Origin of the sequence: Paraglaciecola sp. 20A4 (assembly GCF_011378905.1) — a bacterium.
Lineage (GTDB): Bacteria > Pseudomonadota > Gammaproteobacteria > Enterobacterales > Alteromonadaceae > Paraglaciecola.
The window spans coordinates 1-26,179 of the sequence record NZ_WTPY01000037.1 but is presented as its reverse complement, the minus strand read 5'-3'; the positions used below and the strand labels follow the sequence as shown (position 1 = coordinate 26,179).

19 protein-coding genes and 1 pseudogene are annotated in these 26,179 nt (G+C 42.6%); 7 read left to right on the top strand and 13 right to left on the bottom strand.

Annotated features, from left to right (window positions below; genetic code table 11):
- Window positions 1-19: 19 nt before the first annotated feature.
- Both GQS54_RS20795 and GQS54_RS20790 read left to right on the top strand, forming a co-directional pair.
- On the top strand, window positions 20-1,081 hold the full coding sequence (locus GQS54_RS20795) for a Gfo/Idh/MocA family oxidoreductase (protein ID WP_166425841.1): 1,062 nt from the start codon (window positions 20-22) through the stop codon (window positions 1,079-1,081).
- Window positions 1,078-2,064, top strand: coding sequence for an SMP-30/gluconolactonase/LRE family protein (locus tag GQS54_RS20790; protein ID WP_166425840.1), 987 nt, complete (start codon window positions 1,078-1,080; stop codon window positions 2,062-2,064). Before GQS54_RS20795 ends, GQS54_RS20790 begins: the two co-directional genes overlap by 4 nt.
- Window positions 2,065-2,101: 37 nt before the next feature.
- Here the strand turns inward: GQS54_RS20790 and GQS54_RS20785 are convergent, their stop codons facing one another.
- The 9 genes from GQS54_RS20785 to GQS54_RS20745 all read right to left on the bottom strand — a co-directional run bounded on the left by GQS54_RS20785 (window position 2,102) and on the right by GQS54_RS20745 (window position 13,899).
- Window positions 2,102-3,037, bottom strand: coding sequence for a D-2-hydroxyacid dehydrogenase (locus tag GQS54_RS20785; RefSeq protein WP_166425839.1), 936 nt, complete (start codon window positions 3,035-3,037; stop codon window positions 2,102-2,104).
- Window positions 3,038-3,069: 32 nt separating this feature from the next.
- Entirely contained in the window at window positions 3,070-4,404 is a 1,335-nt protein-coding gene (locus GQS54_RS20780) for a glycoside-pentoside-hexuronide (GPH):cation symporter (protein WP_166425838.1), read from the bottom strand.
- Between the two features lie 76 nt (window positions 4,405-4,480).
- Window positions 4,481-5,359, bottom strand: coding sequence for an SMP-30/gluconolactonase/LRE family protein (locus tag GQS54_RS20775; protein WP_166425837.1), 879 nt, complete (start codon window positions 5,357-5,359; stop codon window positions 4,481-4,483).
- A 16-nt stretch (window positions 5,360-5,375) separates the two neighbouring features.
- Window positions 5,376-6,962 (bottom strand): aldehyde dehydrogenase (NADP(+)), encoded by a 1,587-nt coding sequence (locus GQS54_RS20770; protein ID WP_166425836.1) that lies wholly within the window; start codon window positions 6,960-6,962, stop codon window positions 5,376-5,378.
- Between the two features lie 10 nt (window positions 6,963-6,972).
- The gene (locus GQS54_RS20765; protein ID WP_166425835.1) at window positions 6,973-8,154 is read right to left on the bottom strand and encodes a fumarylacetoacetate hydrolase family protein; all 1,182 of its coding nucleotides are present in this window, start codon (window positions 8,152-8,154) and stop codon (window positions 6,973-6,975) included.
- 31 nt (window positions 8,155-8,185) lie between these two features.
- Complete coding sequence (locus GQS54_RS20760) at window positions 8,186-9,964, bottom strand: IlvD/Edd family dehydratase (protein WP_166425834.1); 1,779 nt, start codon at window positions 9,962-9,964, stop codon at window positions 8,186-8,188.
- The gene (locus GQS54_RS20755; RefSeq protein WP_166425855.1) at window positions 9,951-11,603 is read right to left on the bottom strand and encodes a glycoside hydrolase family 43 protein; all 1,653 of its coding nucleotides are present in this window, start codon (window positions 11,601-11,603) and stop codon (window positions 9,951-9,953) included. Before GQS54_RS20755 ends, GQS54_RS20760 begins: the two co-directional genes overlap by 14 nt.
- 458 nt (window positions 11,604-12,061) lie before the next feature.
- Window positions 12,062-13,060: a kelch repeat-containing protein gene (locus GQS54_RS20750; RefSeq protein ID WP_166425833.1), complete on the bottom strand. Its 999-nt coding sequence runs from the start codon at window positions 13,058-13,060 to the stop codon at window positions 12,062-12,064.
- A 2-nt stretch (window positions 13,061-13,062) separates the two neighbouring features.
- Complete coding sequence (locus GQS54_RS20745; RefSeq protein ID WP_166425832.1) at window positions 13,063-13,899, bottom strand: hypothetical protein; 837 nt, start codon at window positions 13,897-13,899, stop codon at window positions 13,063-13,065.
- Window positions 13,900-14,203: 304 nt separating this feature from the next.
- Here GQS54_RS20745 and GQS54_RS20740 point away from each other — a divergent pair, with 304 nt between their 5' ends.
- On the top strand, window positions 14,204-15,208 hold the full coding sequence (locus GQS54_RS20740; RefSeq protein ID WP_166425831.1) for a substrate-binding domain-containing protein: 1,005 nt from the start codon (window positions 14,204-14,206) through the stop codon (window positions 15,206-15,208).
- A 24-nt stretch (window positions 15,209-15,232) separates the two neighbouring features.
- Here GQS54_RS20740 and GQS54_RS20735 read toward each other — a convergent pair whose 3' ends face one another.
- Window positions 15,233-15,925 (bottom strand): GntR family transcriptional regulator, encoded by a 693-nt coding sequence (locus tag GQS54_RS20735; RefSeq protein ID WP_166425830.1) that lies wholly within the window; start codon window positions 15,923-15,925, stop codon window positions 15,233-15,235.
- A gap of 467 nt (window positions 15,926-16,392) precedes the next feature.
- On the opposite strand from GQS54_RS20735, the gene GQS54_RS20730 reads away from it, so the two are divergent.
- The 4 genes from GQS54_RS20730 (at window position 16,393) to GQS54_RS20715 (ending at window position 22,906) form a co-directional block, all read left to right on the top strand.
- The gene (locus GQS54_RS20730; RefSeq protein ID WP_166425829.1) at window positions 16,393-19,509 is read left to right on the top strand and encodes a TonB-dependent receptor; all 3,117 of its coding nucleotides are present in this window, start codon (window positions 16,393-16,395) and stop codon (window positions 19,507-19,509) included.
- Between the two features lie 111 nt (window positions 19,510-19,620).
- Window positions 19,621-20,352, top strand: a complete 732-nt coding sequence (locus tag GQS54_RS20725; protein WP_166425828.1) for a SapC family protein — start codon at window positions 19,621-19,623, stop codon at window positions 20,350-20,352.
- A gap of 11 nt (window positions 20,353-20,363) precedes the next feature.
- Entirely contained in the window at window positions 20,364-21,380 is a 1,017-nt protein-coding gene (locus GQS54_RS20720) for a cupin-like domain-containing protein (protein WP_205967867.1), read from the top strand.
- Window positions 21,381-21,424: 44 nt separating this feature from the next.
- Window positions 21,425-22,906 (top strand): tryptophan halogenase family protein, encoded by a 1,482-nt coding sequence (locus GQS54_RS20715; protein ID WP_166425826.1) that lies wholly within the window; start codon window positions 21,425-21,427, stop codon window positions 22,904-22,906.
- 110 nt (window positions 22,907-23,016) lie between these two features.
- Here GQS54_RS20715 and GQS54_RS20710 read toward each other — a convergent pair.
- The 3 genes and pseudogenes from GQS54_RS20710 to GQS54_RS20700 form a co-directional block, all read right to left on the bottom strand.
- Window positions 23,017-23,379: pseudogene (locus GQS54_RS20710) on the bottom strand (alkaline phosphatase); the annotation flags it as partial.
- A gap of 155 nt (window positions 23,380-23,534) precedes the next feature.
- The gene (locus GQS54_RS20705) at window positions 23,535-24,704 is read right to left on the bottom strand and encodes an SMP-30/gluconolactonase/LRE family protein (RefSeq protein ID WP_166425824.1); all 1,170 of its coding nucleotides are present in this window, start codon (window positions 24,702-24,704) and stop codon (window positions 23,535-23,537) included.
- 55 nt (window positions 24,705-24,759) lie between these two features.
- Window positions 24,760-25,893, bottom strand: coding sequence for a Gfo/Idh/MocA family oxidoreductase (locus tag GQS54_RS20700; protein ID WP_166425823.1), 1,134 nt, complete (start codon window positions 25,891-25,893; stop codon window positions 24,760-24,762).
- Window positions 25,894-26,179: the final 286 nt, after the last annotated feature.

The window sequence follows — 26,179 nt, the reverse complement described above, 5'->3', positions numbered from 1 at the left end:
CAAAATCAAGGTGTTGTAAATGATAAATAACGTATTGCGAGTAGCCTGTTCAGGCACAGGGTATTTTAGTCAATTTCATTACGAAGCATGGAATCGACTAGATAATGTCAGACTCGTCGGTGTATGCAACCGAGACATAGAAAAAGCAAAGAGTTTCTCAGAGACCTACCAAATTGAGCATTATTATCAGAACTTAGAAGTGATGCTGCTTGAACTCAAACCGGACTTTTTGGATATTATTACCCCACCTGTAACCCATCTTAACGCTGTGACTATAGCTGCCAAGTTAGGGATTGACGTATGTTGTCAAAAGCCATTTGGCGAGAATGTTGAGCAAGCTCAGCAAATGGTAGCGATAGCGCGAGAGGCGGGGATTAAGCTCGTTATACATGAAAATTTTCGTTTTATGCCTTGGATCCGAAAAGCCAAAGAAGTGATCGACAGTGGGATTCTAGGGCAAATACTAAATGTCCAATTCAATCTTAGACCGGGAGATGGTCAGGGGAAAGATGCTTATTTAGCACGCCAGGCTTATTTTCAAGATATGCCGAAGTTTTTGATCCACGAAACCGGTATACATATAGTTGATGTTTTCCGCTATTTCTTCGGCGAACCCAACTCTGTCTATGCCCAACTTCGCCGTTGTAATCCCGTTATAAAAGGTGAAGATGCGGGCATCGTTATCTTTCAATTTAGCGGTAACTTACAAGCTATTTTAGATGGAAATCGCTTACTGGATCATAACAGTACCAATTTGCGCCGCACTATGGGCGAATGCCAAATAGCAGGAACGCAGGGCACATTAAATATTGATGGTGAAGGACGAATATGGTTTCGAAAAATAAACGAGCAAATCAGCAACGAAATACATTACGAGTGGCAAGACGAAAATTTTGGTGGGGACTGTGTTTACCAAACGATAAAGCACATTGTAGATCATTATCTCCGTGGCAATCCACTGGAAAACCAAGGCGTTGAATATTTACACAATATCTTGGTTGAACAAGCCATATATCAGTCACATGAACAGCGCAGCTGCATTGATTTATATTTGCATCCGAGTATTAAGATAACATCATGAGCAGTTTGTCGATAAATAATGTGGAGTTTTTAGGCTCTGGACTTGTGCGACCTGAATGTGTGTTAGCAACGAAGGCGGGTAATTTATATGTCTCTGACTTTCGTGGCGGCGTTACTAAAATATCATCATCTGGACATATTCAGTTTATGGGCGGTGGGGACGTAGACGGTCTAGGCAAACTTAAACCTAATGGCATCTGTATGTTAGCGGATGGTAGCTTTTTGGTTGCTCACCTAGGTGATGACAGCGGGGGTATATACCGTGTATATCGAGACAATAAGATAGAACCTTTTTTAACCGAAATTGAAGGGAAAGCACTACCTCCTACTAATTTTATTATGCTTGACCATCAAGATCGTCTCTGGATTACTGTCAGCACACGACAGTCACCTCGAGCGAATGGATATAGGCGAGATATTGCCGACGGATTTATCGTGTTGGTAGATGCTCGTGGGGCGCGAATTGTGGCAGATAACATTGGGTATACCAACGAAGTGTATGTCACGCGAGATGGCCAAACGCTTTATGCTAATGCGACGTTTGCGCGCCAAACGCTAGCGTTCGATATTGACGATAGGAATAACCTGTGTAATAGACGTATCGTTGCGCAGTACGAAAAGGGGATTTTCCCGGATGGACTAACCATGGATGAAAGCGGTGTACTTTGGATAACCAGTATTGTCAGTAATAGTATTCTAAAGGTAGATCCAAAAACATCTCGCGTGGACCTTGTGGTGCAAGATGTAGAGGAAAGTCATGTCAATTGGGTTGAAGATGCTTTCATGCTAGGGGAAATGAACAGTACCCATCTTAGTACCGCAAAAAGTAAGGTTTTTAAGAATATTAGCTCCTTGGCGTTTGGTGGTCTAGAGCGACGCACTTTGTACTTCGGTTGTTTGTTAGGGGAGTCCGTTGCCATTTTAAATGGAACTGTGGCGGGAGAGGCTCCCGCACATTGGAATTTTGATTCAAAAACGGATTAAGCTATCCCTAAAAAGCTTAGCTAGGCGTCATGGTAAATTAGTAACCAGACGCCTTTGTTACTTGATTTCTCAGTGGCTGCTCAGTCGTATAAAGTTGTAAGTTATCTAAAGCAACATCCCGCCAAGTCTCAATCACCTGATCGTAAGTACCTCCGATGTGTGGCGTGATCAATAAGTTGTCAAGGGCCCACAAAGGAGAGTCTTTCTCTAGTGGCTCTTGTGAACAAACGTCTATGCCCGCACCATAAAGAGTACCTGTTGTTAGCGCGTCTGCTAAATCATCTTCATTAACAGCGCTCCCTCTACCAATGTTAAAAAAGAAAGCAGGTTTTTTCATACAGGCAAAAAAATGCTCATTAAATAGATGATAAGTTTGGGTCGTTCGAGGTAGGCAAGAAACGACAATGTTAGCTACTTTGGCCACTTCATTTAGTTTATCTAATGGATAAACTTCATCTACGTTGTCGCTGGCTTTCGTAGGATCGCGTCTTATGCCAATGACATGGGCACCGAATGCTTTTAGGCGCGCCGCGATGGCTATACCAACTGAGCCAAGCCCAACAATCAGCACTATTTTACCTCGAATTTGGAATAAAGAGTCACACTCAGTCAAACTAGTCTGCTGCCAATTAGCCTGTTGCTGATTTCTAACCGCTGTAGGTATGCCGCGCAATACGCCCAAAACCAACGCCATCAGATGGTCTGCAACGACATCGAAGTGGCCATCAGAACAATTGGTTAGTAAGAAAGGTTTATGCACTAATTCAGGGTAATCTTGTAGCCATTCTACGCCAGTGCCAAATTGCTGAAACCAGCGTAGATTTGGCAACGATGATAATTCCTGACGAGGAAAGTCTCCTAGGACGACTTCAATATCGTTAGCGCATTGCAGCACTTGTTGCATATCTGTAGTAAGCATTATGTTGTAGGCTCTTGCATACTGCTCTAATGTACTACGTGATTTAGTATCCATGAATACGTCGTCTATCCACATGAGCAATATCATTACGCTTGGCCTTTTGATATTTGTAAGGAGTTAGACCATTTATCGTCTAATTTATAAAAAAACAATAGAGCTAAGCAAATCAGAGCACCAATAGCCGGACTTGCGGCGAAAATAATGCGAATACCGTCTAGGGCTGATTCTGATTGCTGAATATTCGGTTGGTAGCCATAACCTGCCAAAATCCAGCCTGTTAGCGCTCCCCCTATTGCTATACCAAATTTTAAGCTCAGAAGATGACCTGAAAAACTCATGGCCATCGGACCATAACCACTTTTGTGTTCACAATAATCTACTGTGTCAGGTATCGCCGAAAACAGCATGGGAATTAAAATCATATGAAAAAATTGCGTTAGTAAGGTGATGGTTAGCGCGACATACATTAAGTCTTGAGGGACAAAATACAAAATAATATTCGTTAGCGCGATACCCACACAAGCAAGTTTCATGAGCTTAACTTTGCACATAATTTTACTGCCCCAATTCGCCATAAACGCCCCGAAAATTCCCCCAATCATGCTGACAGTAACAAAGGTGCCAACCAAAGATTCAGTTTGTAAATAATAGCTTACGTAGTAGGGCATAACACCTCCACGCATTGCGACGGTCGCCAGCAGTACAAACGTAATAAGCGCTACTACCCACCATTGATCATTATGCAGCACAGCGCCGATGTCTTTCTTCACTGGGACGGGCTCTGAAGAGTGAGTCATTCGTTCTCGGGTATAAGCAAAGCAGGCAACAAAACATATGATAGCGATGACAGACAAAACCACCATAGCTAAAGAGAAGCCAAGTTGATCATCTCCGTTTCCAAAAAAAGCGACAAGTGGCAGGGTTAAAACGGCGATAATAAGACCACCCGCTTTTGCCATAGCAAAGCGCCATGACTGTACCGATGCACGTTCTCGAATGTCACTGGTAAGTATGCCACCTAACGCTGAATAAGGTATGTTAATGGCAGTGTAAGCGACCATCATGAGTGCGTAGGTTATGTACGCATATATAAGCTTGTTAGATTCAGTGGTGTCGGGTGTGGTGAATGCGATGACGGCTAATAATCCATACGGAATTGCCATCCATAGTAAGTATGGACGGTAACGACCCCAGCGCGATTTTGTTCTATCGGCTATAGCGCCCATTAAAGGATCAGTGATGGCATCGAAAGCCCGAACGACCAGCATTAAAGTGCCCGCAGCAGCTGCCGTTATCCCAAAAACATCTGTGTAGAAGAACATCATGAAATTAATCACGACCTGAAATACTATGTTACTTCCGGTATCCCCTAGGCCGTAGGCTATTTTTTCTTTTGTGGTTAGTTTAACCGTGGATCCCATGTCACCCTTTCCTTTACGTGGATAATTATTATTGGCACGTTTTCGTGCCACTCGTTTAGTCGGTTGGCGTGGCCAGTTACATTATTGAAAATGCATTCTCGGCATATCCTTGTGTATTTGTCTTTGATGAAAATAGGGCTCCAGCTATAGGTTGGGCAATTACATCTTCAGGTTGCAGATACTCTGATGCGCTAGTAATAAATAAGGTATTCATGTCTGCGCCGCCAAATATACATTTAGTGACTTGGGATACGGGCAGCCTAATGTGTTTGATTAGCTTGCCGTCTGGTGAATATTGATTCACTCCCCATCCGCCCCAGAGTGCGACCCATAAATTTCCCTCAGCATCTAAAGTCATACCATCGGGGTAAGTCCCCTGTTGTTGAATTTGCACAAATCTGCGACGTGACAACATTTCCCCATTTGGGGTTAATTCACATTTGAAAATGGTTTGCCTGACAAGCGTGTCGGTGTGGAACATCCATTTCCCATCTTTGCTAAAGCAGGGACCATCGGGCACATGAAAACCGTAGTCTTGCACTGCAAATTTCTGGTTTGGATGAAAACGAAATAGCTGCCCAACTGGATTATTGACCGGATCTAGCATGTGCATAGTGCCCGCCCAGTAATATCCATGTGTATCAACCGCGCCATCATTGAACCTTACATCGTCATAGTTCAACGCTGGTGAGGAGATGAGTTGATGTGCACCATAAGCTAAATCTAATTTATATAAACCATCGACGAATGTTCCAACCAACTCACCTGTTTTTGTAAATCCTAAGCTCGTTAAGCTTTTTTCTAATATCCAGCTTTTAGTGCCTCCCTGATTTTTCTTTGGAAAAATAACTTTGCCGAAAATATCTGTCCAGTACACTGCTTGTTCAGCAGTGGACCAGACAACGGCTTCGCCAAGGCGATACTTACTCAGATGTTCTATTTGAGGGCTAGACATTAATGTGCTCAAGCTATCATTGCTTAATTGGCGAAGCTGTAAAGCAACCGTTAACGCGACGGACTATTTTATACGGATTTTCGTCCGCTAACGCCTGAGGTAACAAGTAAGCCGGCGTATCCTGATAGGCAACAAATTTAGCGAATCGATGTATGGCATCGATTCCGACGCTGGTCGACGCTGCGTTTGATGATGCCGGATAAGGACCGCCATGGTGCTGCGATCCGCAAACTTCTACGCCAGTAGGAAAACCGTTAAATATAATTCTGCCAGCCTTTTGCTCTAATACAGGTAATAGTTCATTAATGAATGATTGGTCCTGCTCTGTGGCATGAATTGAAGTCGTCAGGTTTCCTTCTAATGCGTTAGCTACGGCCAACATTTGCTGCTCGCTGTCACATTCGACGAGTAACGTTGCTGGTCCGAATATTTCGCTCTGCATGGCCTCATTATTTAAGAATGTTGCCGCGGATGTTTTTAGCAACACACTTGCAGGCATGAGAGGCTCGTTCAAGGCATCATCTTGTTTGTTAAGCCATTGAATATCATCGTAACCGATGAAACGCTTTACCCCTTTAACAAAAGCAGAGCCGATGTTCTTGTTCAACATTGGGGTTCTGGGTTGGTTATTAAGCCCTTGTGTTAAAGTCTCAATAAAGTTTGGATGCTTTTGGATAACAATGATACCAGGAGATGTACAGAATTGGCCTGAGCCCATGCATACTGACGCGGCTAGTTTGTTAGCTAAATCATTGGAGCTCTGTTGCAGAATATTGTGGGTGAAAAACATTGGATTAGTGCTACCCATTTCGGCATACACTGGAATAGGGGTATCGCGATTGGCTGCTGCATTCATGATTGCACGGCCGCCTTGTAACGATCCGGTGAAGCCAACACCTTGAATAAGAGGATCGGTGACTAGTTGCACCGAGAGCGAAATTTCGTCGCCTTGTAGTAACGAGAATATACCTTTGGGCATTCCACATTTCGTAATGGCGTTGTCAATTGCTCGGGCAAACAGTTCATTTGTTGTAGGGTGGGCAGGGTGTCCCTTTAGGACTACAGGGTTACCCGCTGCTAGCGCTGATATAGTGTCACCACCAAGGGCGCCAAATGCAAACGGGAAGTTAGAAGCACCGAATACCGCAATAGGTCCTATGGGCTTTAGCATCTTGCGCAGGTCGGGTTTGGGCAATGGTTGTCTTTGTGGCTCAGCCGTATCTATGCTGGCTTGAACCCAGCTGCTCTCTTTTACTATTTCAGCAAAAGCATTAATTTGGTTGACCGTGCGAGCTCGCTCTCCAGTTAATCTTGGTAAACCCAAGCCACATTCTTCGTTACAAAGAGTAAGCAAATCGTCGCCTAATGCTTGGATTTCCTCAGCAATAGCAATTAAGAATTCACTGCGTTTTTTGGGCTGTATAAGAGAAAACTGAAGATATGCATCCCAAGCAGCACTCGTTGCGGTGCTTACTTCGTTGCTCTGACAGTTATGGAATGTGCTTAACAGCTCAGAGGTGGCAGGATTTTGAGGGCGAAAAGCAGGCCCAGTTGGGGAAACCCATTCACCGGCTATGTAAGACTGTTGATTGATTTGGGTCATAAATAGACTCCTATATTAAGTTACGTTGCGCGAGATTGTTCATTAATGCACTAATACCAAATTCCCAAGGCGGAATTTCATTTGAAAAGTGCACTGTGTTAACTAACGAACCGAGTTTTTGTGCAGAGATACTGACAATATCACCGGGTTTATGGGTGAACCCTTTGTCTTCTTCATCTCTGTCTTGAGTGGGGGTAAACAAGGTGCCGGTAAATAAGGCTAGCCCGTCGGGATATTGGTGGCAGTCGGAGATCGTTTGGGAAACTAGATCTTCAACGTCGCGACTGATTTTTGTCATGTCATTGGTAGCATCAAGTTGATAGTGGTCTTGTGCTCCACTGACGTTAAGTTTTACTTGAGCAGATTTAAGCTGGGCGAGACTAAAAGTGTCATCAAACAATCTAATGATGGGGCCAATGGCACATGAAGCATTATTGTCTTTTGCTTTACCTAACAGTAAAGCACTGCGGCCTTCAATATCTCGAAGGTTGACATCATTACCTAAGGTGGCACCGACTATTTTTCCTCGACTGTTTACCGCTAAAACGACTTCTGGTTCAGGGTTATTCCAGCTTGATATTGGATGAATGCCTATATCAGCACCAAAACCAACCGAAGATAGAGGTTGTGCTTTAGTGAACACCTCAGCATAAGGCCCAATACCAACTTCAAGGTATTGTGACCACATATTTTCTTTTAGCAGCACTTGTTTTAACTCTTCAGCTTCAACTGAGCCGGGTATTAAATTATCAACCGAAGTACCTATCGTATGCGTAATTTTGTGGCGTATGGCTTGAGCCACTTTCGGGTCGCCCCCTGCTTTTTCTTCTATTACACGTTCGAGCATGGAGCCTACAAACGTCACACCGCAGGCTTTAATTGCTTGTAAATCAAACGGTGATAGTAAGTGTAAATATGCTTTATCTAGCGGCTTTTCCAGAGAGTTAGTAAAGAGTGTTTCAACGCTGCCAAGATACGGCAACGCATTCTCTTTTAAGTCTGCTTTGGATATCCCTTTATCTAATAATGCTGAGCATGTGGGGGCTATCCTAGATAAGTCATACACGCCTGATTGTGACAACCAAACAGGCGTAGGTCCCGCAATAGTATTGTTAGATGATTCGGGAAGCCAAACTCTGGCAATCAATGTCCCAGCAAACCCGTCTTCGGGTAGATATTTTACTATATTCATTTACAAAAACCTTTTAATAAAGAATGCCATGCTAATGGTTGTGACGAGGCAATTTGTGTGAGATTTTCTGGTATTTTGTGGCCAATTCTATGACGCCGCCTTGAGAAAGGTCACTGACTGTACTGCGATAAATTTCTTGCCAAGGGGTGTCTGATACAGGTGTAGAGAGCGTCTTGTTCTGTTTACGCAATGTCATTTCTTCGTTGCTCAAAGCAACGTCACATTTTCCATTGACCAAATCGATACGCAGCATATCGCCGGTTTCAATGTAGGCGAGGCCCCCACCGGTGGAACTTTCAGGAGAAACATGCAAGATAGAGGGGCTGTCAGAAGTACCAGATTGTCTACCGTCGCCCAGCGTGGGTAAACTCGTTATCCCTTGTTCGATTAGATAATTTGGGGGTTGCATATTGACAACTTCTGCTGAGCCAGGCCAGCCTACAGGGCCTGCGCCACGCAATACCAGAATGCATGAAGCGTCAATTTTTAATGTCGGGTCATTGATGTTTTTATGGTAATCCTCAGCATTTTCAAACACCACCGCCTTTGCGTTAAATATACCTTCACTGCCCGGTTGTGATAGAAAGCGTTGTTTGAATTCAGGGGATATAACGCTAGTTTTCATTATTGCAAAATCGAAAAAATTACCCGAGAGTACGGCGAATCCTGCATTTTTTAACATGGGAGCGTCAAAGGCTTTGATAACAGCTCTATCGCTGGCTTGTTTCCCTTGTAAATTGTGCTTCAATAAGTCACCTGATACGGTCAGAACATCTCCATCTAACTCGCCTGCTTCAAGTAACTCCCATAATACGGCTGGCACACCGCCAGCTCGATGAAAGCGCTCTCCGAGAAATTCTCCTGCAGGTTGTACATTTACTAACAATGGAATGGGTCTGGCGAGGTCATTCCAATCTTGAGCATTTATTTCAACACCAGCATGTTTTGCCATTGCCATAAGGTGGGGCTGCGCATTCGTAGAACCGCCAATAGCCGCAATAAGTTTCATTGCGTTGATAAAAGCGGCTCGCGTGAGAATACGTGAAGGGACGAGGTCTTCGTAGACCATTTTTACAATACGCTCACCAGTACGATAGGCTATTTGTCCTCGCTCTCGATAAGGAGCAGGAATAGCTGCACAACCGGTTAGAGACATACCCAGTGCTTCTGCTACCGAGTTCATTGTTAAGGCCGTGCCCATCGTATTGCAGTGTCCAGCTGAAGGCGCTGAACTCATGGCTAAATTGAGAAATTCTTCTTCGTCTATTTCACCCGCTGCGAGTCGTTTTCTTGAGCGCCAGATCACAGTGCCAGATCCGACTAATTCATTATTATGCCAACCATCTAACATTGGACCGCCAGATAAGACGATTGATGGAATATCCACAGTAGAAGCAGCCATAAGACTAGAGGGTGTGGTTTTGTCACATCCGGTTGTAAATACCACACCGTCAATTGGGTAGCCGTACAATATTTCTACCAAGCCCAGATAGGCAAGGTTTCTATCTAATGCGGCTGTCGGACGTCGGCAATTTTCAAAAATGGGATGACTTGGGAACTCAATAGGTATACCGCCAGCAGCGCGAATACCGTCTTTTACCCTAGCGGCAAGTTCTACGTGAATTCGATTACAAGGGGCAAGATCACTACCTGATTGCGCGATGCCTATAATAGGTTTACCTGAGCGTAGCTCTTCTGGCGTAATGCCATAATTCATAAAGCGCTCTAAATATAAAGCGGTGAGGTCTATGTGTTCTTTGTTGTCGAACCAATCTTGAGAGCGAAAGCGCGTTTTTTTATGTGCGGTCATGGTCTATATCTTTTGTTAAATTGTTACTAGAAGTGAGGGGAAGGTATTCAAAGTGATGGAAGTCAGCATGAATACCTCTGTTGCTTAAATCACTGCAATGCAAACAAATAAAGGCTCCGGTGAAAAAGCCTTTACCTTTGACGTAATCATCGGATAATTTCCACGCTTCAAATGACAAGTCGATAGGGCACCAGTTTTTCCCGTCTAAGGCGTAGCTAAAAGACAGTGTTTGAGTTCTAACACTTACTTTAAGGGATATTGGATCTTGAGATGCGGGTAGTACGATAGGGGAGTCGTATAAAAAATATTTTGCTTCATTATTATCAAGCTGGATTATTTTTAGGCTGCGCGAACCAAGAGCGCTATCAAAATCTATAAAGCAATAAATCCAATTTTGCGTGTTGTAGTAACAAGCAATACCTGCATTTTGTTGGGGATTTACAGGATTGAATGACATACTGGTCAGCGCATCAAACTGAAAATTTTTCCATCTGTGTCCAATTGTTGCTTGGGTGAATTGCGAGATAAGAGGCTCTTTACCAAATAGCCTTAAGCATTCATTGTCTGGCGAACACTCTCCTATTTCATCACTAAATGGCACTCGAAGTGTTTGCCATTCTGCATCCAGCTTGGATGTGTTGAATCGATCAATGAACGTTTCATTTGACGAGTCGTTTGTAGTTAAAAATTGAGGGGCGGGTATCGCTGATTTAGCATGTTGGCCACCAACAACATATGGCCAGTTATCACGCCATTCAATTTTATCAATCGCTGTTTCGCGGCCTAACGGACAATAGCCCATTGATTTTTTTTCTTCGGTTTGCGAATTACTATTTATTGGGCGACCGACCAAAAAAACCATGTACCACTCGCCGTTATGGGTTTGCAGCATCGCGCCGTGCCCCGCTTTTTGCAATTCATGTTCGGGCATGTGAGCACTGGTTAAAATCGTCTCGTCAGGATGTAGCTCATAAGGCCCTTCTAATTCGGTACTACGAAGTACCGTGACAGCATGATCGTATGCAGTTCCGCCTTCAGCAACGAAGAGATAGTAATAGTCACCGACCTGATAAATATGTGGCGCCTCTGTTAGTTTTCTTTTCGTACCGGTGAATATAATGCTGCTTTTTTCAGACAGACTTTGCGTATCATGAAAATACTCTTGCAATACAATATAATTGTGAGGGTTACTATGATGGCGAGGACCCCATTCTCGATAGGTAATATATTTCTTACCTGATACATCATGAAATAAAGAGGGATCAAATCCAGCAAATGGGAGCTGAATTGGCTCACTCCAAGGTCCCTCTATTTTTGGTGCGGTTACCAAAAAGTTATCGCCGCATTTCCATGGGCTTTCGACACTTTTTACATTTGAATAAACTAACCAAAAAAGACCATCATGGTGAGTTAAACAGGGGGCCCAAACGCCACCTGAATTAGGGATACCTTTCATATCTAACTGGCTGATACGATTGAGAGGTTGCGCTATTAACTTCCAGTCTTGCATGTTCTTGCTGTGGTAAATACGTACCCCAGGAAACCATTCGAATGTGGAAGTGGCAATATAATAGTCATCATCTTGGCGGCAGATGACAGGGTCAGGATTAAACCCTTTAATAATTGGATTACTAATCATTTGCACCAAACTTGTCCCTTTATCAGTTAAATATTGTTCAGCCAAAATTAAATGGAAAAACAATTTTTTTACATTATTAATATATCAACAACACTAAAATGTTCCCGGTAACATTTCAAGTCGTGTCGCCAGTATGAATAACTAACATAAAGGTTAAATGTCTTTCCATAATGCATTTATTATTTCGGTCAGCGAATACATCAACCATCGAGGCACAGGTTGCTAAGCCGTTAGGCGTTTCATAATGAGCGGAGCAATGAAAAATGGGTTTAAACGACTATGTTAAGAGTAATAGATGTGTTGGCTGGTGAGATAAGCTTTTATTTTTCTGCTGTTAAGAGAAAAGCTCATAAGCGTATTTCATCTTATGAGCTAGTGTAGCAATCCCTTAGTAGCGGTTGTTTTAACGGTCAGAATCGTTCTATATAACTAAAGTTTGATTCAATTAAAACGTAGGGCTATTTAAAGATCTTGTCAGCCTGTATGCGTTCAACTGAATCTAATTCGGGTGAGCCACCTTGCATTCCCGACCCTGATGCAATCCATAGGTATCCGTTCATCTTTATGACGCCACTACCGTGTCTACCGTGTATCAAAGATTGCCCTGATGACCATTTATTTTGCGATATATCGTAGCGATGAACTTCCTCATGAGCTTTATTTGGGTTGGCACTTTCTCCGCCTACCGCGATGAAGCTGTTATGCTCAGCGTACACGGAAAGACCCGCTCTAGGTATTGGCAGCGGTTGAGAGAGAGTCGTCCATGTTTGACTCGGTATATCGAATACATCGACCTTTTCTTCAACTAACTCAAATACTTTATTTTGCGCACCTAACGTTCGCCGCCCACCAACCACATAGATTTTATTGTCTATCAATACCCCTTGAGCGTGATCGCGAGAATGGGGGGCGTTGGGTAAAACAGTCCATTTTTGGGTTCGTAAATCTAAGCTATCAACCCAGTTTACGTTACCGTCGAGGTGACCATTGGTAATTCCACCGATCAAATAAAGCATATCTTGGTTTACAATGGCTACAGTGCTACCTCTTTGCCTTCCTCGAGGAATCGCGGCCCCTTGTTGCCACGTATTTTTTTCAGGCGAGAAAAAATAGATATGCTCTACTGGCTGTTCACTAGGGTATTGACCTGTTAGGGCGCCCGCAATAACAATTTGATCTTGCCATACGCTAGGTTGAAAGTGATGAAGTTCAATAGGTGAGGGGGATAAGTTGCGCCAACTAAGCGAATTAGGATCGAACTCATCAACGGGCTTGATACCCCGCCCGCCGATTAAGTATCCCTTGTTATTGACGCCTATAAATCCAGCTTCATGGCGCACTGAATATGCGCCATTGGTTTCTACCTTGCTCCACGTTTCTTGTGATGCAAAAGCTATAAAACTGCAGGTATACAGCAAAGCTGCAATAAGTCGTAATTGCGTGAAAGAAGTCAACATGGTTACGGCTTAGTGTTGAATTTTGTAAAAAACTGATCAACCGTATCGACATCTGTGATGCCTAAGAGCCAGGTTACTTCTACCAAGTCTGAAAAGTCAGTGCCGCCATAGTGAATACTATCATTCTGGTATCGTCCGTTTACACCATTATATTGGGTACTAATGACGTTAGCTGTTTTCCATACCTGTGACGAAGGTAAATTGTCCGCTTCAAGTTTTTTTACTGAGTAAGAAGTGTTATTGAAGCCCGGGGTGCCATTCTCTGCAGCATTGCCATCAGGCACTTTTATGTAAGTGGTATGTGCTTTAACATAAGCTAGTGCATCTTTACTGGTCTCATTTTCGTTCCAAGTACTGTGTTGAACAACAATGAATTGTTCTTTAGTTGGTGCTTTGTCCGCTTGAGCTAAATGCTGAAGAACTTCTTGAGTAAAATCACTTTGACCTGCTTCTGCAACCCATACCCGTCCGCCTGAAGCGATCACTTGCTCAACTTTTTGAGACGTGTCGCTAAGTGCCTTTTTATGTTGTAAATGGGCATCGGTCCAATTGTTTTTGAACACTAAATCAAATAGCGAATTCGCTGGAACATACAAACCTCCCTGGACGCCGTAGGTGCCGCTGACTGCAAAGTAGTTAATATTTTTAAAGGCATCGGCTTTTAAAATAAGGTCTAGAGCGGCAATAGTATGAACGTCATCTACATCAGTTTTGAGGTCAAAGTTTAATAAAAGCAAATCTTTAGCTTTATCGAACTTAGGGACATCATTAGCAGCTAGGCTAAATAGTGAGAATAAAACAGACATAGTAAAGAGGGTAAGTAAGTAAAGCTTTTTCATTTTTAAAATTCCTTGAGGAAGCGGGTTAGATTTATCGTTAGTAAAATCATTACATACATGATTTAACAGCCAACATGGTTTGAAAGCCTGACTCACCCTTTGGTTTATATTGAGTCACTCCAATAACTAAGTTGAGCGGGTCGTCTTAATTAGGTGGCATTAATGTATACATTAATAAGTTACCAGTAACATAATTATTGAGCAATAGTTTATTTCATAAGAGACTTTTCCTGACAGTCGTTATTTAATAGATTATTGTGCGTGGATAATACTTCCGATATAAAAATATTAGTGAATGTGATAGATGAGTAAAAACAAAGCGAAAAGAACGACATTACAAGACATTGCTGATGTAGTTGGCATGACGAAGATGACCGTCAGCCGTTATATGAAGAACCCAAATTTGGTTAAAATATCTTCGCGTATTGAAATTGAGTCAGCGATAAGCAAATTAGGCTACATTCCCAACCGAGCCCCAAATATCTTATCGAAAGGGAAAAGCCATGCGATTGGTGTGCTTTTTCCATCAATATCTAATCATGTTTTTGATGAAGTTTTGCGTGGTATTGAATCGATTACTGAGCCTGCGGGTTATCAAATTATGATTGCTCATTACAGCTATTCCAAAGAACTTGAAGAAAAACGAATAGGCTCTTTACTCGGATATCATGTGGACGGCTTGATTTTGTCTGAGAGTGTACATACTGCAAATACTTTACGTATGATCAGTTCATCTGGTGTTCCGGTAACAGAAATAATGGACACTTGCACGCCCCCGATCCAGCAGGCTGTCGGGTTCAATAATATGCAAGCGTCACAAAAAATGACAGAAAAGCTTATTCAAAAAGGATACAAGAATATCGCCTATATTGGCGCGAAAGGGGATGTACGGGATATATTGAGGCAAAGAGGTTATGAAGCAGCAATTACCGAACACGGACTTAAGTCCTTGATCTTTCGTTCTCCTGATGTCTCGTCAATCCGCTTAGGATCTGAAATTTTGGATAGTATTCTTAGGGTTCATCCCAAAGTGGATGCCGCCATTTGTACCAACGATGATGTTGCCATGGGGGTGTTATTAAGCTGTAAGAAAAAGGGTATTCTCGTTCCAGATGAGCTTGCAGTTACTGGAATGCACGGGCATGAAATGGGTCAGCTTTATTCTCCTAAACTTGCAAGTGTCATTACGCCGAGATTTAATATTGGTAAAGTGGCTGCAGAGCAATTGTTATCCCGTATTGACGGCGTACAAGTTATCGATGCGTGCATCGATCTTGGCTTCGAAATTAACGATGGTGAGAGTATTTAAATATTTCTACATAGCATTTCGCCACTATAGATGATCGAACCTATACTTTTCGATAATACTGAGTAGATTATGCTTACCTTTCTGGCGGTGTAAGCTATGTATTTCCCCTGCTTTTTTCGCATCGCCAGCTCTAATAGCTTCAACTACCGCAATATGATCAGCTGTTGAATCTGTGGGCTTATTACGCAGTTCAAGTGTAAAGTAGCGCACTCTATGGGCTTGACCCCAGAACTGAAGAACCACCTGCTTCAAGCGAACATTTCCGCATAATTCTAATAGACACAGGTGAAACTCTTCATCAGCTTCGGCCCATTCTTTTAAATTGTCTTGTTGTAATGCTTTTTCCATCCGCAATGTAGGGAGTTCAAGCTGCTTAAGCTCTTTTTCCGTAATCGTCTTATTTGCCACCTTCTCAGCTAATATCTTAGCGGCTTGAGCTTCTAATGCCGTCATGATGTCATAAATTTCGTTCATGTCCGCAGCGGATATAGGCTTAATAAATATGCCTCGTCTAGGTCTGATTTCTATCAAACCTTCTTTTTCAAGTTGCACACATGCTTCACGAATGGGGGTTCGACTAATGTTGAGTTTTTCTACCAACACTTTCTCTAGAATTTGATCGCCAGCTCTGAACTCATTTTCCAAAATTAACGCACGGATGGTCTGATAGGCCTTTTCAGAAAGGGGGATTGCACTGGTCTTCATTGGTTTATTCATACATGTCTTCTTTTACTGGATACAGATGATCATTTTATATAGATAAGTGTTTTTTTCGTGAAATGCTAAGGGAATCAAACTTGCTTCATATTTTTGCCATTCGTTCTTGTTAATGATCACGAAATAAAATTCCAGTGAGTTTGATGTTCTCACTCGCCTCATTCTTATTAAAACCTCAAGATAGCTTGTATTACAAGGGGTTTGCATACCCCCATTATATGAGCATGTGCAATATTGAGCTTGCCATGGCCCCAAGGTAATGGGGCATATAGTACGGACTTATTTTAAAAGAGGGGTAATTTTTTATTGCATGTAAGCAAAACGTTAATTTTTAGCGTTGACATGTTAATCTTTGAATATTAATGTATACATTGGTGATTGATAATGTATACGCAGAGTGTGCAGGCTCTTTCGTCTAGCGATACACATCATCCAATTAACAGGAAGAAGATTAAAAGGCTTAAAATATGAACACGCATAATAAGTTTAAAAAAACACTACTGACAAAGAGCATATCGCTGCTGCTTAGCTCGGCGGTGATCATGCCGACTATTGCACAAGAGTCCCCAGCCAATGATGGAACCGAGGTCATTTCAGTGACGGGCATTCGAGGTAGTTTGCTTAAAGCTATGGACCTAAAAAGAGATTCAGAAGGTGTGGTTGACGCTATCTCGTCCGAAGATATTGGTAAATTTCCGTCGACGAATTTAGCTGAATCACTGCAACGTATTCCCGGTGTGTCTATTGACCGCGTTAATGGTGAAGGTTCACAAATTACCGTGCGTGGTTTTGGTGCCGACTTTAATCAGGTGACACTTAACGGACGTACTATGCCCACCGCAAACGTGCCGATTGTTGGTGCGGGTAGCAGCGGCAGTGCTTCGGGGGCTTCAGGTAGAGCGTTTGATTTTTCAAATTTATCATCTGATGGCGTGCAGATCCTAGAAGTGTTTAAAACCGGCCGAGCTGATATTTCCTCTGGTGGGATTGGGGCTACCGTTAACGTTGTAACACGACGACCTTTGGGAACCTCGGGTATGCAAGCGTCAATAAGCGCCAAAGCCATACATGATACATCGGTGGATAGGGGAAGCAGTGTTACACCGGAAATTGGCGGTACCTTTAGTTGGGCCAATGAAGACAACACGTTTGGAATTGGCTTTTTCGGTGGTATGTCCAATCGAGATAGTGCGGCTGCGGGGGCGACATCGTCATCGTGGAATGTTATCCCGTATTCTGAATTTCTCGGCCTGACGACAGAAAATACCATCATTACTAATGCACCTACTGATTTAGACCAGTACGTGACGTTGCCAAGAGATAGCCGCTATCAGTTTTCAGAGTTTGAGCGCGAACGGGCCAATGGTCAGTTAGTCTTGCAGTTTGCACCTAGCGAGCAATTGACGTTGACGGCAGACTACACTTTCGCAGTGAATAAAGGAAAGGAAGAGAAAGTAGAGTTTTATAACTGGTTCAATCGTCCTTTCACTGAGGTCGTGTTTGACGAAAGTCCGATTCCAACCACTATTTATCTGAAAGAGCAGGCAATCAATAAAGGCGGTGGTATGCCTCAGGTTATGCGTGCGACAAAAGATGAGTTGAATTCCGTTGGTTTTAACGCGCAATACCACGTAAATGATACGCTAACGTTGACGTTTGACGGCCATTCTTCGAAGGCTGAAGTAACGCCTGACGCGCCAATGGGTTATACCGAAATTAATGTTGGGCTAGACCATAAGTACGGTAACTCTCCTACAGACTCGGTATTCCAATCCGTTGACTACAGCGGCTCAATTCCTGTGCGCACAGTAGAGACACTATCAGGAGAGACGATCATTCGTCCTGAAATAGTGGCCAGCCAAGTCGCCAGTGGTATGCGTAAGGTCACACAAATAAACGAAATTGATCAATACGATTTTCGTGCTGATTGGGAGTTAGATGACGGCGCAAACCTGACGGTAGGAGCCAATTACCGTGCCCAGAAAAATATTGCTGATAGAACTGACTATCAACAAATTTTGGGAAACTGGGGTTCTGAATATCCTGGAGACGTGGAAGATTTAGCCCCAGGGGCACTTGAAACTTTTTGTCTCTCTTGCAAATTTAATGATCACACCATAGGTGGTGGAACGACCTCGGTTGGCGGCGCGACAAACAATCAAGTTTATGCTGTTCGTGGCAATGCCGCAGATATTTTTGCTGCACTATCGCCCGCTTATGAAGCTGGATACTCAGGTGCCTCTTCTCGACCTCTACGAGTGACAGGCAGTGCTTATGATGTCATCGAAGAAGATGTCACATCCATTTTTGCTCAGCTAACAAACGTGTTTGAAATTGGCGGCTTTGACGCTTATTTGAATGTGGGACTTAGGTATGAACAAACCGACGTTACGGCAACAACTGAATCATCGCCAACATCTGCCATTATTTGGCAGGGCGATAATGACTTTGCAAAGTCTGCGGCTGCATCGGGTTCTGGGTTTTCTTCAAACTCTTCATACAGTCATTTGTTACCGAATATTGACCTTGCAATTGACCTGACTGAAGAAGTTAAAGTGCGAACGTCTTATAGCAAAACTATTGCACGAGCAACTTACAACAATCTATATGCCAGCGATAATGCAAATACCCCGTCAGGTCCAACGGCGTTGGGTAACGTGGTCACGGGTAGCAAAGGTAACCCAGGATTACAGCCGCTAGAATCAGATAATTATGATGTATCAGTAGAGTGGTACTTCGATGAAACCAGTTATGTTTCAGCAGGTTTGTTTTCTAAACGTGTACGCAATTTTGTTGGGCGTGAAACTGTTACCGGTAACTTATTTGGATTACGCGATGTGACATCTGGCGCGCCTGGTACTCGTTCAGGTATGGCACTCGATATACTGGACAACTTAGGGGTTGCGGCAGACGAAATTAATCTATTCGCCGCTAGCGTATATGTTGACCAATTAGGGAGCATGACCGAAGCAATGGCGATGTTTGTGGCCAATCAAGATGTTAATGGGAATATTGAGGACGCTGAATACGACCGTCTTGAAGGCAGCTTTGAGATAGTACCAAACAGTGATGACCCGTTATTTAACTTTGCTTTGAATCAACCTATAAACAATGAATCAGCAGAAATAAACGGGTTAGAACTTCAAGCTCAGCACTTTTTTGGTGAGTCAGGATTTGGCGTTGTAGGCAGTTATACAGTGGTCAACGGTGATGTCGGATACGATGTGTCTGGCGCGCCTAACGTCTCGCAATTTGCACTGCAAGGCTTAAGCGATACCGCAAACTTCACTTTGATTTACGAAAAAGAGGGTTGGTCAAGCCGTTTAGCCTACAACTGGCGAGATGAGTTTCTGGCGTCAGCAAATGATGGCAGCGGATTCAATAATCCTATTTTTGTCGAAGCGTATGGTCAGATCGATTTCAACCTTAGTTACTCGTTTAGTGAAAATTTGGCAGTCTCTTTTGATGCAATAAATTTAAATGAAGAAGGCTCTCGATCGTTTTCTCGTTCGAAAACAGATTTGCACTTTCTACGTGAAAATGCAGCACGTTACTACTTGGGCGTGAGATATAAGTTTTTATAAAGCATCAATTAAACCGCCAGTGATGGCGGTTTAATCTTTTCATTTAAACGGTGCGCTTCATGCTTTTGGGCGCGATAAATTAAAGGCGTAATAACCATGAATAGGTATTAGATGTCGAATTATAAAGCATTAGATTGTGTGATTCACCAAACCTTGAAAGTGCGTAATCAATACGGTAAAGAATTTGGCGACAATATCAATCAGACACTTGTTTTTCCAACAGAATTTGAAAGCTTGCACAGAGAATATCCAATTTTTTTTCGTCATAGTGCAACAGCAGGTTACTATGCTGTCTGTATTTTAGGATTTGATAAAAATGAAAATCTGTTTCTGGATGATACTCATTGGGATGCTCGTTACATTCCTGCCATGTCTATGCGGGGGCCATTCGCGTTGCAGTTAATAAATAATATGAGCAATCAGCATTCTATGGCAGATCCCATTGTTATGGTCGATATTGATGATGCGCGTATTAGTAGTGAAATAGGCGAACCCATATTCAAAACTCATGGAGGTTACACCCCCTATTTTGAGCAGATAATGCAAGCGATGCAAAGGATCCATGTCGGTAACCACAGTGCGGGTGACTTTTTTGCTATTTTAACCAAGTTTGAGTTGATAGAGCCAGTCGAAATATCAGTGAGTTTAGGGCAAATGGGTACCTGCAGTATGACAAACTTATTCACGATAAGTCGTGAGCGTTTGGCTGCATTACGCGCTGATGAATTACATGAATTAAATAGAATGGGATTACTGGAACATTGTTTTGCCGTGGTATCGTCTGCGGGGAATATAGCGAACCTAGTTAATATCAAAATGAACTCATCTCATTCGTCAAATTAATAGGAAAGATGATGAGCTACGTTAATACAATTGAAGCGTGTCAATTCGATGAAATAAACTTTAACGCTCTGACGGAATTAGGTCAGCCATGTTTAATAAAAGGAGCAATTGCGGACTCTCCTTTAGTTCGCAAAGGCCGCCAATCCTTAAGCTCAGCGAAAGAGTACCTACAAACTTTTTACGTTCAAAAGCCTATGTTGGTTTATCAATGTGAAGCTCAAGCAAAAGGCCGATTTTTCTACAACGCGCAATTTGATGGAATGAATTTCACGACACGCTTTGCCCAATTGGACGATTTTTTTAACGATATAGCACAGAATCAGCTGAGCCATGGCGACACTTCTTTTTATATTGGTTCAGCTAGACTGAATGACTACTTTCCGGGCTTACTAGAAGCCAATCTACCTATCCATCATACCAACCTTTCTGGGCATTCAGCCCAAGCTGGAATTTGGCTTGGTAATAAAACGACTGCCGTTACTCACTTCGATACTTCGAATAATATTGCTGCCTGTATGCTCGGTCGCCGTAGGTTTACCTTGTTTCCCCCAGAGCAAAGTGGCAATTTATATCCAGGGCCATTAGAGCCAACGCCTGGAGGCCAAGTATTAAGTATGGTGGATATATCAGCCCCCGATTTTACTCGCTATCCAAAGGCGCGTGAGGCTCTTAAACACGCGGTAGTAGTCGATCTAGAGCCAGGGGATATATTGGTATACCCAGCCCTATGGTGGCATCAGGTTGAAGCATTAGATGACTTTAACGTGATGTTTAACTACTGGTGGAATAGCACACCCAATTACGTTGATGACCCCATGACCACGTTACTCCATGCCATGTTGAGCCTGCGCGGTCGACCGCAAAGTGAAAAAGATGCATGGCAGGCGCTATTTCAATATTATGTTTTTGAAGATAAGCAGCAAGCACGCCAACACTTACCTATGCATACGTGGGGGGCCTTACGAGATTTAGATGAATTAAGTGCTCGGGTGCTGCGCAATAAGGTGTTGAAAAAGATTAATCGGTAATGTTTTAAGCAGCCATATTTTGGTTAGCTCATAGGAACTTTTAGATGCAAAAGGTACAAAATGTGATCATCGCAGGTGGTGGTACAGCTGGATGGATAGCAGCGGCTACGCTATCGAGTCAATTAGGTAGCTTGATTGACATTACACTCGTTGAATCTGCAGATATAGGAACTGTCGGGGTAGGGGAGGCAACGATACCGACGCATACCGCTTTCCATCGTCTTATTGGCGTTGACGAGCAAGTATTTATGCGAAAAACCCAGGCGACGTTTAAATTGGGTATTGAATTTAGCAATTGGGGAAGTATTGGGGAGCGATACTTTCATTCATTTGGTCAGATTGGCCGTTCTACGTGGATGGGGGATTTTCAACATCTTTGGCAACACGCGAACACATTAGGTTGGGGGGGCGAATTGCAGGATTACTGTTTTGAACTTCAAGCTGCCAAAGCAGGAAAATTCGCCAACGACAGTAAAACTAATGTGAATTATGCATACCATTTAGACGCCGGCTTATACGCCTCTTTTTTGCGTGATTTTAGTCAACAGCGTGGTGTTAAGCGAATCGAGGGGACGATTGAGCGCATAAAAATGGATAGTGAAAATGGGCATATTAGCCACCTTTTATTAAGTAATGGTACAAGTGTTTCGGGTGATTTGTTTATAGATTGTACCGGATTCAAAGGGTTACTCATTAACGGTGCTTTAGGAGTGGGTTTTGAAGACTGGTCACATTGGTTACCTATGGATAGTGCTTGGGCAGTGCAAACCGAAGGGATGCAGTCTATCCCTCCTTACACCAAATCGATTGCTCATGACGCGAGTTGGCAATGGCGGATCCCATTACAAAATAGAGTAGGCAACGGATTGGTTTTTTGCAGTGAATATACCTCTGAGCAGGAAGCGCTGCAGACACTCACTGACAACATTGAAGGCGATATGGTTTCCCAGCCTCGTTTGCTAAAGTTCAAAACAGGGAAGCGTAAAAAAACATGGTATAAGAACTGTGTGGCGATGGGCCTTGCGAGTGGATTCCTTGAACCACTTGAGTCGACCAGTATTCATCTTAGTCAGATTGCAGCAACGAGACTAGTCCAGATGTTTCCATTTAATGGCATAGATGAAACGCTACAAACCCATTACAACACTTACGTTGATGGCGAGGTAAATAGCATTCGAGATTTTATTATTTTGCATTACACCTTGAATCGACGAGCAGAGCCTTTTTGGCGTCATGTTGCCACGATGGGTATTCCGGACACGCTTAAACATAGGATAGAGCTTTATACTAAAACCTCTATTGCGTTCCAAAATGATGGAGACCTCTTTCGTGTAGATTCCTGGAACCAAGTGATGTTAGGTCAAGGAGCCAACGTCGAAGGTTATCATCAAATGGGTCGCTTAGTTGCGAATGATAACTTACGAAAAGCGTTTAACGAATTACAAGCACACATCAAAACAGCGGTCGATGAAATGCCGCTGCATGCTGACTTTTTGCGACAATATGGCGTGCTTAGCAATCAATAACGGCAGGTTGTCATTTGTTATCAGCCAAGAATTATCGATTGTTAATAGATCGTGCTTTAGCGTCGTGGGGAAATGCAGTGACTGTTTGACGTTTGATATTATTTGATAATTACGGTAACACCGGTCTTTTTTTCTTTTTGCTTGGCAAATTCCAAAACAGTTAATACAGGATTTTTATCAACATTACACCCAATAGCACTTTTGTAGGTTTTTATACCTGATGATAGCGCGGTAGTGCCAGCTGCGGAATCTGTAACATAACCTGAGATCAGAGCCGGATAGGTACTGCTAAGACCCACAACGTGTCGATCGAATACCGTTTTCTCTACTTCCATCGTCTGCGGCTCATCATTAAAATATCGATAGGCACTGGTATAAGCTGGCCCCATACCGTCGCCAATTACAAATATTATATTCAGTGGCAACTTGTCACTTTGCTTGGCTTGTGCAAAGCCACAAATAAAATAAATCATTAAAGTCGTAAAAATTAACTGGTCTTATGTTGTGCCTTATTTGAGTTTCATAAACTAGCTTGAAAATAATTAACTATCTATTTATCTTTTCTTAAAAAATGGAAAGGCACTTTTCTCGGCTTGTTTTCCCCCCATTTCAATAAGTTTCAACCTATTCAAAATGGAAAACCTTGAACGTTTAATTTGGTTGTGTAAATGCTCGCTTTTGAGCAGGGAGCGCGACCACACTGGCGAAGATTATTGCCGTCCATTGGCGCGGTTAGTCCTGTAACAAACAAGGTTTTCCCGTCATTTCCACCAAAAGCAATATTAGTGACATTATGAATATCTGGTAAGTTTAATACGCCAATTTCTCTGAACTGTTTGTCTAATATCACAACAACTTGACCATCTTTTCTTTCAGGCATTTCACGCGTTGTCGTCACGTAAATGTTGCCGCTGCAATCTTTTCCTAATCCGTCAATTTGTGTGCTTAGCCATTTTCGTGGATTGGAAACCTTGCCTGAATCTAAATCAAAACTCCACAAGCCCTGCAAACCACCGACAATAAGTTGTAGTTGATTAAGTGACAATATAATGCCATTTGGTTTGTCACGCAGTGCTGGTACCAACTCAGTAACCTTGGTTGCCGTGACAGCACCATTAGCCGTAACGCGGTAAATTCGTTGCCCGGGCTCAATCGAGCCGGGTTTACCGCCGCCTTGAATATCGGCCAAATTAATATTAGAGGGGGTATTCCAGTTTGGGTCAGTGAAATAAACGGTATCGTCGTGGCCAATGGTTAAGTCATTCGGTGAATTAAAGCGTTTGCTTTGAAAAGTGCTTGCAATAGGGGTTACTTGTTTAGTCTGCCAATTTATATAGGAAAGAGAGCCATCTAGCTGACGCGTTACTATTAACTTCCCTTTACTGTCAATTGCTAGCCCATTGGTACCTGCTTTAGTATCCTTCATCCACACTTGTGGTTTGTTACCTGGAACCCAGCGCCAAATAGTACTTTGGTTACTTAGCTCAAATCCATTTTCATCCGGTTGATGTGAGCCCATATTCGAATAATATAATGCGCCATCGTACCAAACCGGACCTTCAATATTATTAAAACCTTGGTACATTAATGGGATATCTTGTTCTCGAGTAAGCTCAATATTGGTCAAGTTCAGTCGCACGTTCTCTGAGCCCGGCAAGCAATATAACGAGTTGGCGTTATCGATTTTGTTTAAAGCTTCGTTATTATTTGTATTACTCGTGCACGAAGCGACGCAAAAGCCGATACATAAGACGGCGACAATGTTTAATTTGTTAGGCTTAATTTTTTTTAAAATCATAGAAAGTACACCTATGTTTTACCTGCACTTAATACAGGCGTGACTTAAATGAGATTTACAGCACTTTGTCTAATACCTGGGGCATACCTGCCAGCGAAATATCCTTTCCACCCGCAGCAATAGATTCATATATCTTTTCAACAATAAACATGTCGCGTAAGCCCATTTCTCCGCAAGGCAACACAGGTAGGTCATAACGCACACTATTGGCGAAATCATCCATTTGTAATGCTTGTTGATTGACTGTGGGGAAATTCATATCTCCGGCCGGAGTAAAGCCCGCCAGTTGATCAAATAAATAAGCTTGGTTTAGTCCGTATGAGTGTTTTTCTGTTTTTACTAGCAGATGATTGACTAGCTCTTTTTCATAGCTGCTTCTGCAGTTTGCTACGGCCCCAGATTCAAACTTCATCGTCCACTCCAGCGAACCTTCAACACTTTGCCAATTGGCTTTATTCAAAGTGGTATCGCGAGCACTCACACTAATAGGCAGTTCACCCAAACTATAAATCGCGCCCTGTAAACAATAAATCCCTAAATCCATAAGCGGTCCACCGCCGGCATATTTCTTGTTGGCGCGCCATTGAGTGCGATCATTCATATTAAAACTAAAGTCCGCGTCTATACTGTTGACCGGGCCGTAAATTCGTTTCTGACCAAGGCGTATCATTTCTCTATTAAACGGTTCGTAATGTAGGCGGTAGCCAACCCCTAATTTAACTTGCAGAGCTTTGCAGGTATCGATAACCTGCTGACATTCAGCCGTAGATATCGCCATGGGCTTTTCAGATATAACATGCTTTCCAGCTTTGGCTGCTCGAATCGAATATTCTGCATGCATCGAATTTGGCAAAACAATATAAACAATATCAATATTATCATTGTTAACAATGTCGTCAAAATTGGCATAGTTATAGACATTTTTGTCAGGAATATTATATTTTTCCTGCCAAATTTTTTCTTTTGATTTCGTTCCGGTAACTATGCCTGCAAGATAACAATTTTGTGTTTCAAGTAGGGCTGGCGCCAGCTGTTCACTGGCATAGTTTCCAAGGCCAACAAGTGCAACGCCAAGTTTTTTATCATCCGTTCTGGCAAACAGAGTATTGGGCAAACTTGCCGCTGTGAGCAATATGCTGCTGGTTTTAATAAAAGTACGTCTCGTTAAAAAAGTTGGTTTTTTTTTCATAGTACCATTCTCACTGTTTTGTATAGCGGATAGAAACTTTAGTTTAATCAGCTCAACATACTCCAGTTTTTGACTTTAAAACAAACGGATACATCTCTTTAACAATATTTCATCATAGAGAAATCAAAAAAAACTGTCATTATCGAAGCCCTCAAAACTAAATTGAAGGATTTCAGGGGGCTATATTTCGAACATTTTATTGTGTCATGCGTAAGCGTCTCGTAAAGGCCGTCTTTTAGATATCAATTCTGCACCGCACAATAATGTCTTTGATAATAATCGAGGA

What these genes read in the sequence shown, in the direction of transcription:
- GQS54_RS20795 (WP_166425841.1), top strand. Translation starts at nt 20, where the DNA reads ATGATAAATAACGTATTGCGAGTAGCCTGTTCAGGCACAGGGTATTTT.
- GQS54_RS20790 (WP_166425840.1), top strand. Translation starts at nt 1,078, where the DNA reads ATGAGCAGTTTGTCGATAAATAATGTGGAGTTTTTAGGCTCTGGACTT.
- GQS54_RS20785 (WP_166425839.1), bottom strand. Translation starts at nt 3,037, where the DNA reads ATGGATACTAAATCACGTAGTACATTAGAGCAGTATGCAAGAGCCTAC.
- GQS54_RS20780 (WP_166425838.1), bottom strand. Translation starts at nt 4,404, where the DNA reads ATGGGATCCACGGTTAAACTAACCACAAAAGAAAAAATAGCCTACGGC.
- GQS54_RS20775 (WP_166425837.1), bottom strand. Translation starts at nt 5,359, where the DNA reads ATGTCTAGCCCTCAAATAGAACATCTGAGTAAGTATCGCCTTGGCGAA.
- GQS54_RS20770 (WP_166425836.1), bottom strand. Translation starts at nt 6,962, where the DNA reads ATGACCCAAATCAATCAACAGTCTTACATAGCCGGTGAATGGGTTTCC.
- GQS54_RS20765 (WP_166425835.1), bottom strand. Translation starts at nt 8,154, where the DNA reads ATGAATATAGTAAAATATCTACCCGAAGACGGGTTTGCTGGGACATTG.
- GQS54_RS20760 (WP_166425834.1), bottom strand. Translation starts at nt 9,964, where the DNA reads ATGACCGCACATAAAAAAACGCGCTTTCGCTCTCAAGATTGGTTCGAC.
- GQS54_RS20755 (WP_166425855.1), bottom strand. Translation starts at nt 11,603, where the DNA reads ATGATTAGTAATCCAATTATTAAAGGGTTTAATCCTGACCCTGTCATC.
- GQS54_RS20750 (WP_166425833.1), bottom strand. Translation starts at nt 13,060, where the DNA reads ATGTTGACTTCTTTCACGCAATTACGACTTATTGCAGCTTTGCTGTAT.
- GQS54_RS20745 (WP_166425832.1), bottom strand. Translation starts at nt 13,899, where the DNA reads ATGAAAAAGCTTTACTTACTTACCCTCTTTACTATGTCTGTTTTATTC.
- GQS54_RS20740 (WP_166425831.1), top strand. Translation starts at nt 14,204, where the DNA reads ATGAGTAAAAACAAAGCGAAAAGAACGACATTACAAGACATTGCTGAT.
- GQS54_RS20735 (WP_166425830.1), bottom strand. Translation starts at nt 15,925, where the DNA reads ATGAATAAACCAATGAAGACCAGTGCAATCCCCCTTTCTGAAAAGGCC.
- GQS54_RS20730 (WP_166425829.1), top strand. Translation starts at nt 16,393, where the DNA reads ATGAACACGCATAATAAGTTTAAAAAAACACTACTGACAAAGAGCATA.
- GQS54_RS20725 (WP_166425828.1), top strand. Translation starts at nt 19,621, where the DNA reads ATGTCGAATTATAAAGCATTAGATTGTGTGATTCACCAAACCTTGAAA.
- GQS54_RS20720 (WP_205967867.1), top strand. Translation starts at nt 20,364, where the DNA reads ATGAGCTACGTTAATACAATTGAAGCGTGTCAATTCGATGAAATAAAC.
- GQS54_RS20715 (WP_166425826.1), top strand. Translation starts at nt 21,425, where the DNA reads ATGCAAAAGGTACAAAATGTGATCATCGCAGGTGGTGGTACAGCTGGA.
- GQS54_RS20705 (WP_166425824.1), bottom strand. Translation starts at nt 24,704, where the DNA reads ATGATTTTAAAAAAAATTAAGCCTAACAAATTAAACATTGTCGCCGTC.
- GQS54_RS20700 (WP_166425823.1), bottom strand. Translation starts at nt 25,893, where the DNA reads ATGAAAAAAAAACCAACTTTTTTAACGAGACGTACTTTTATTAAAACC.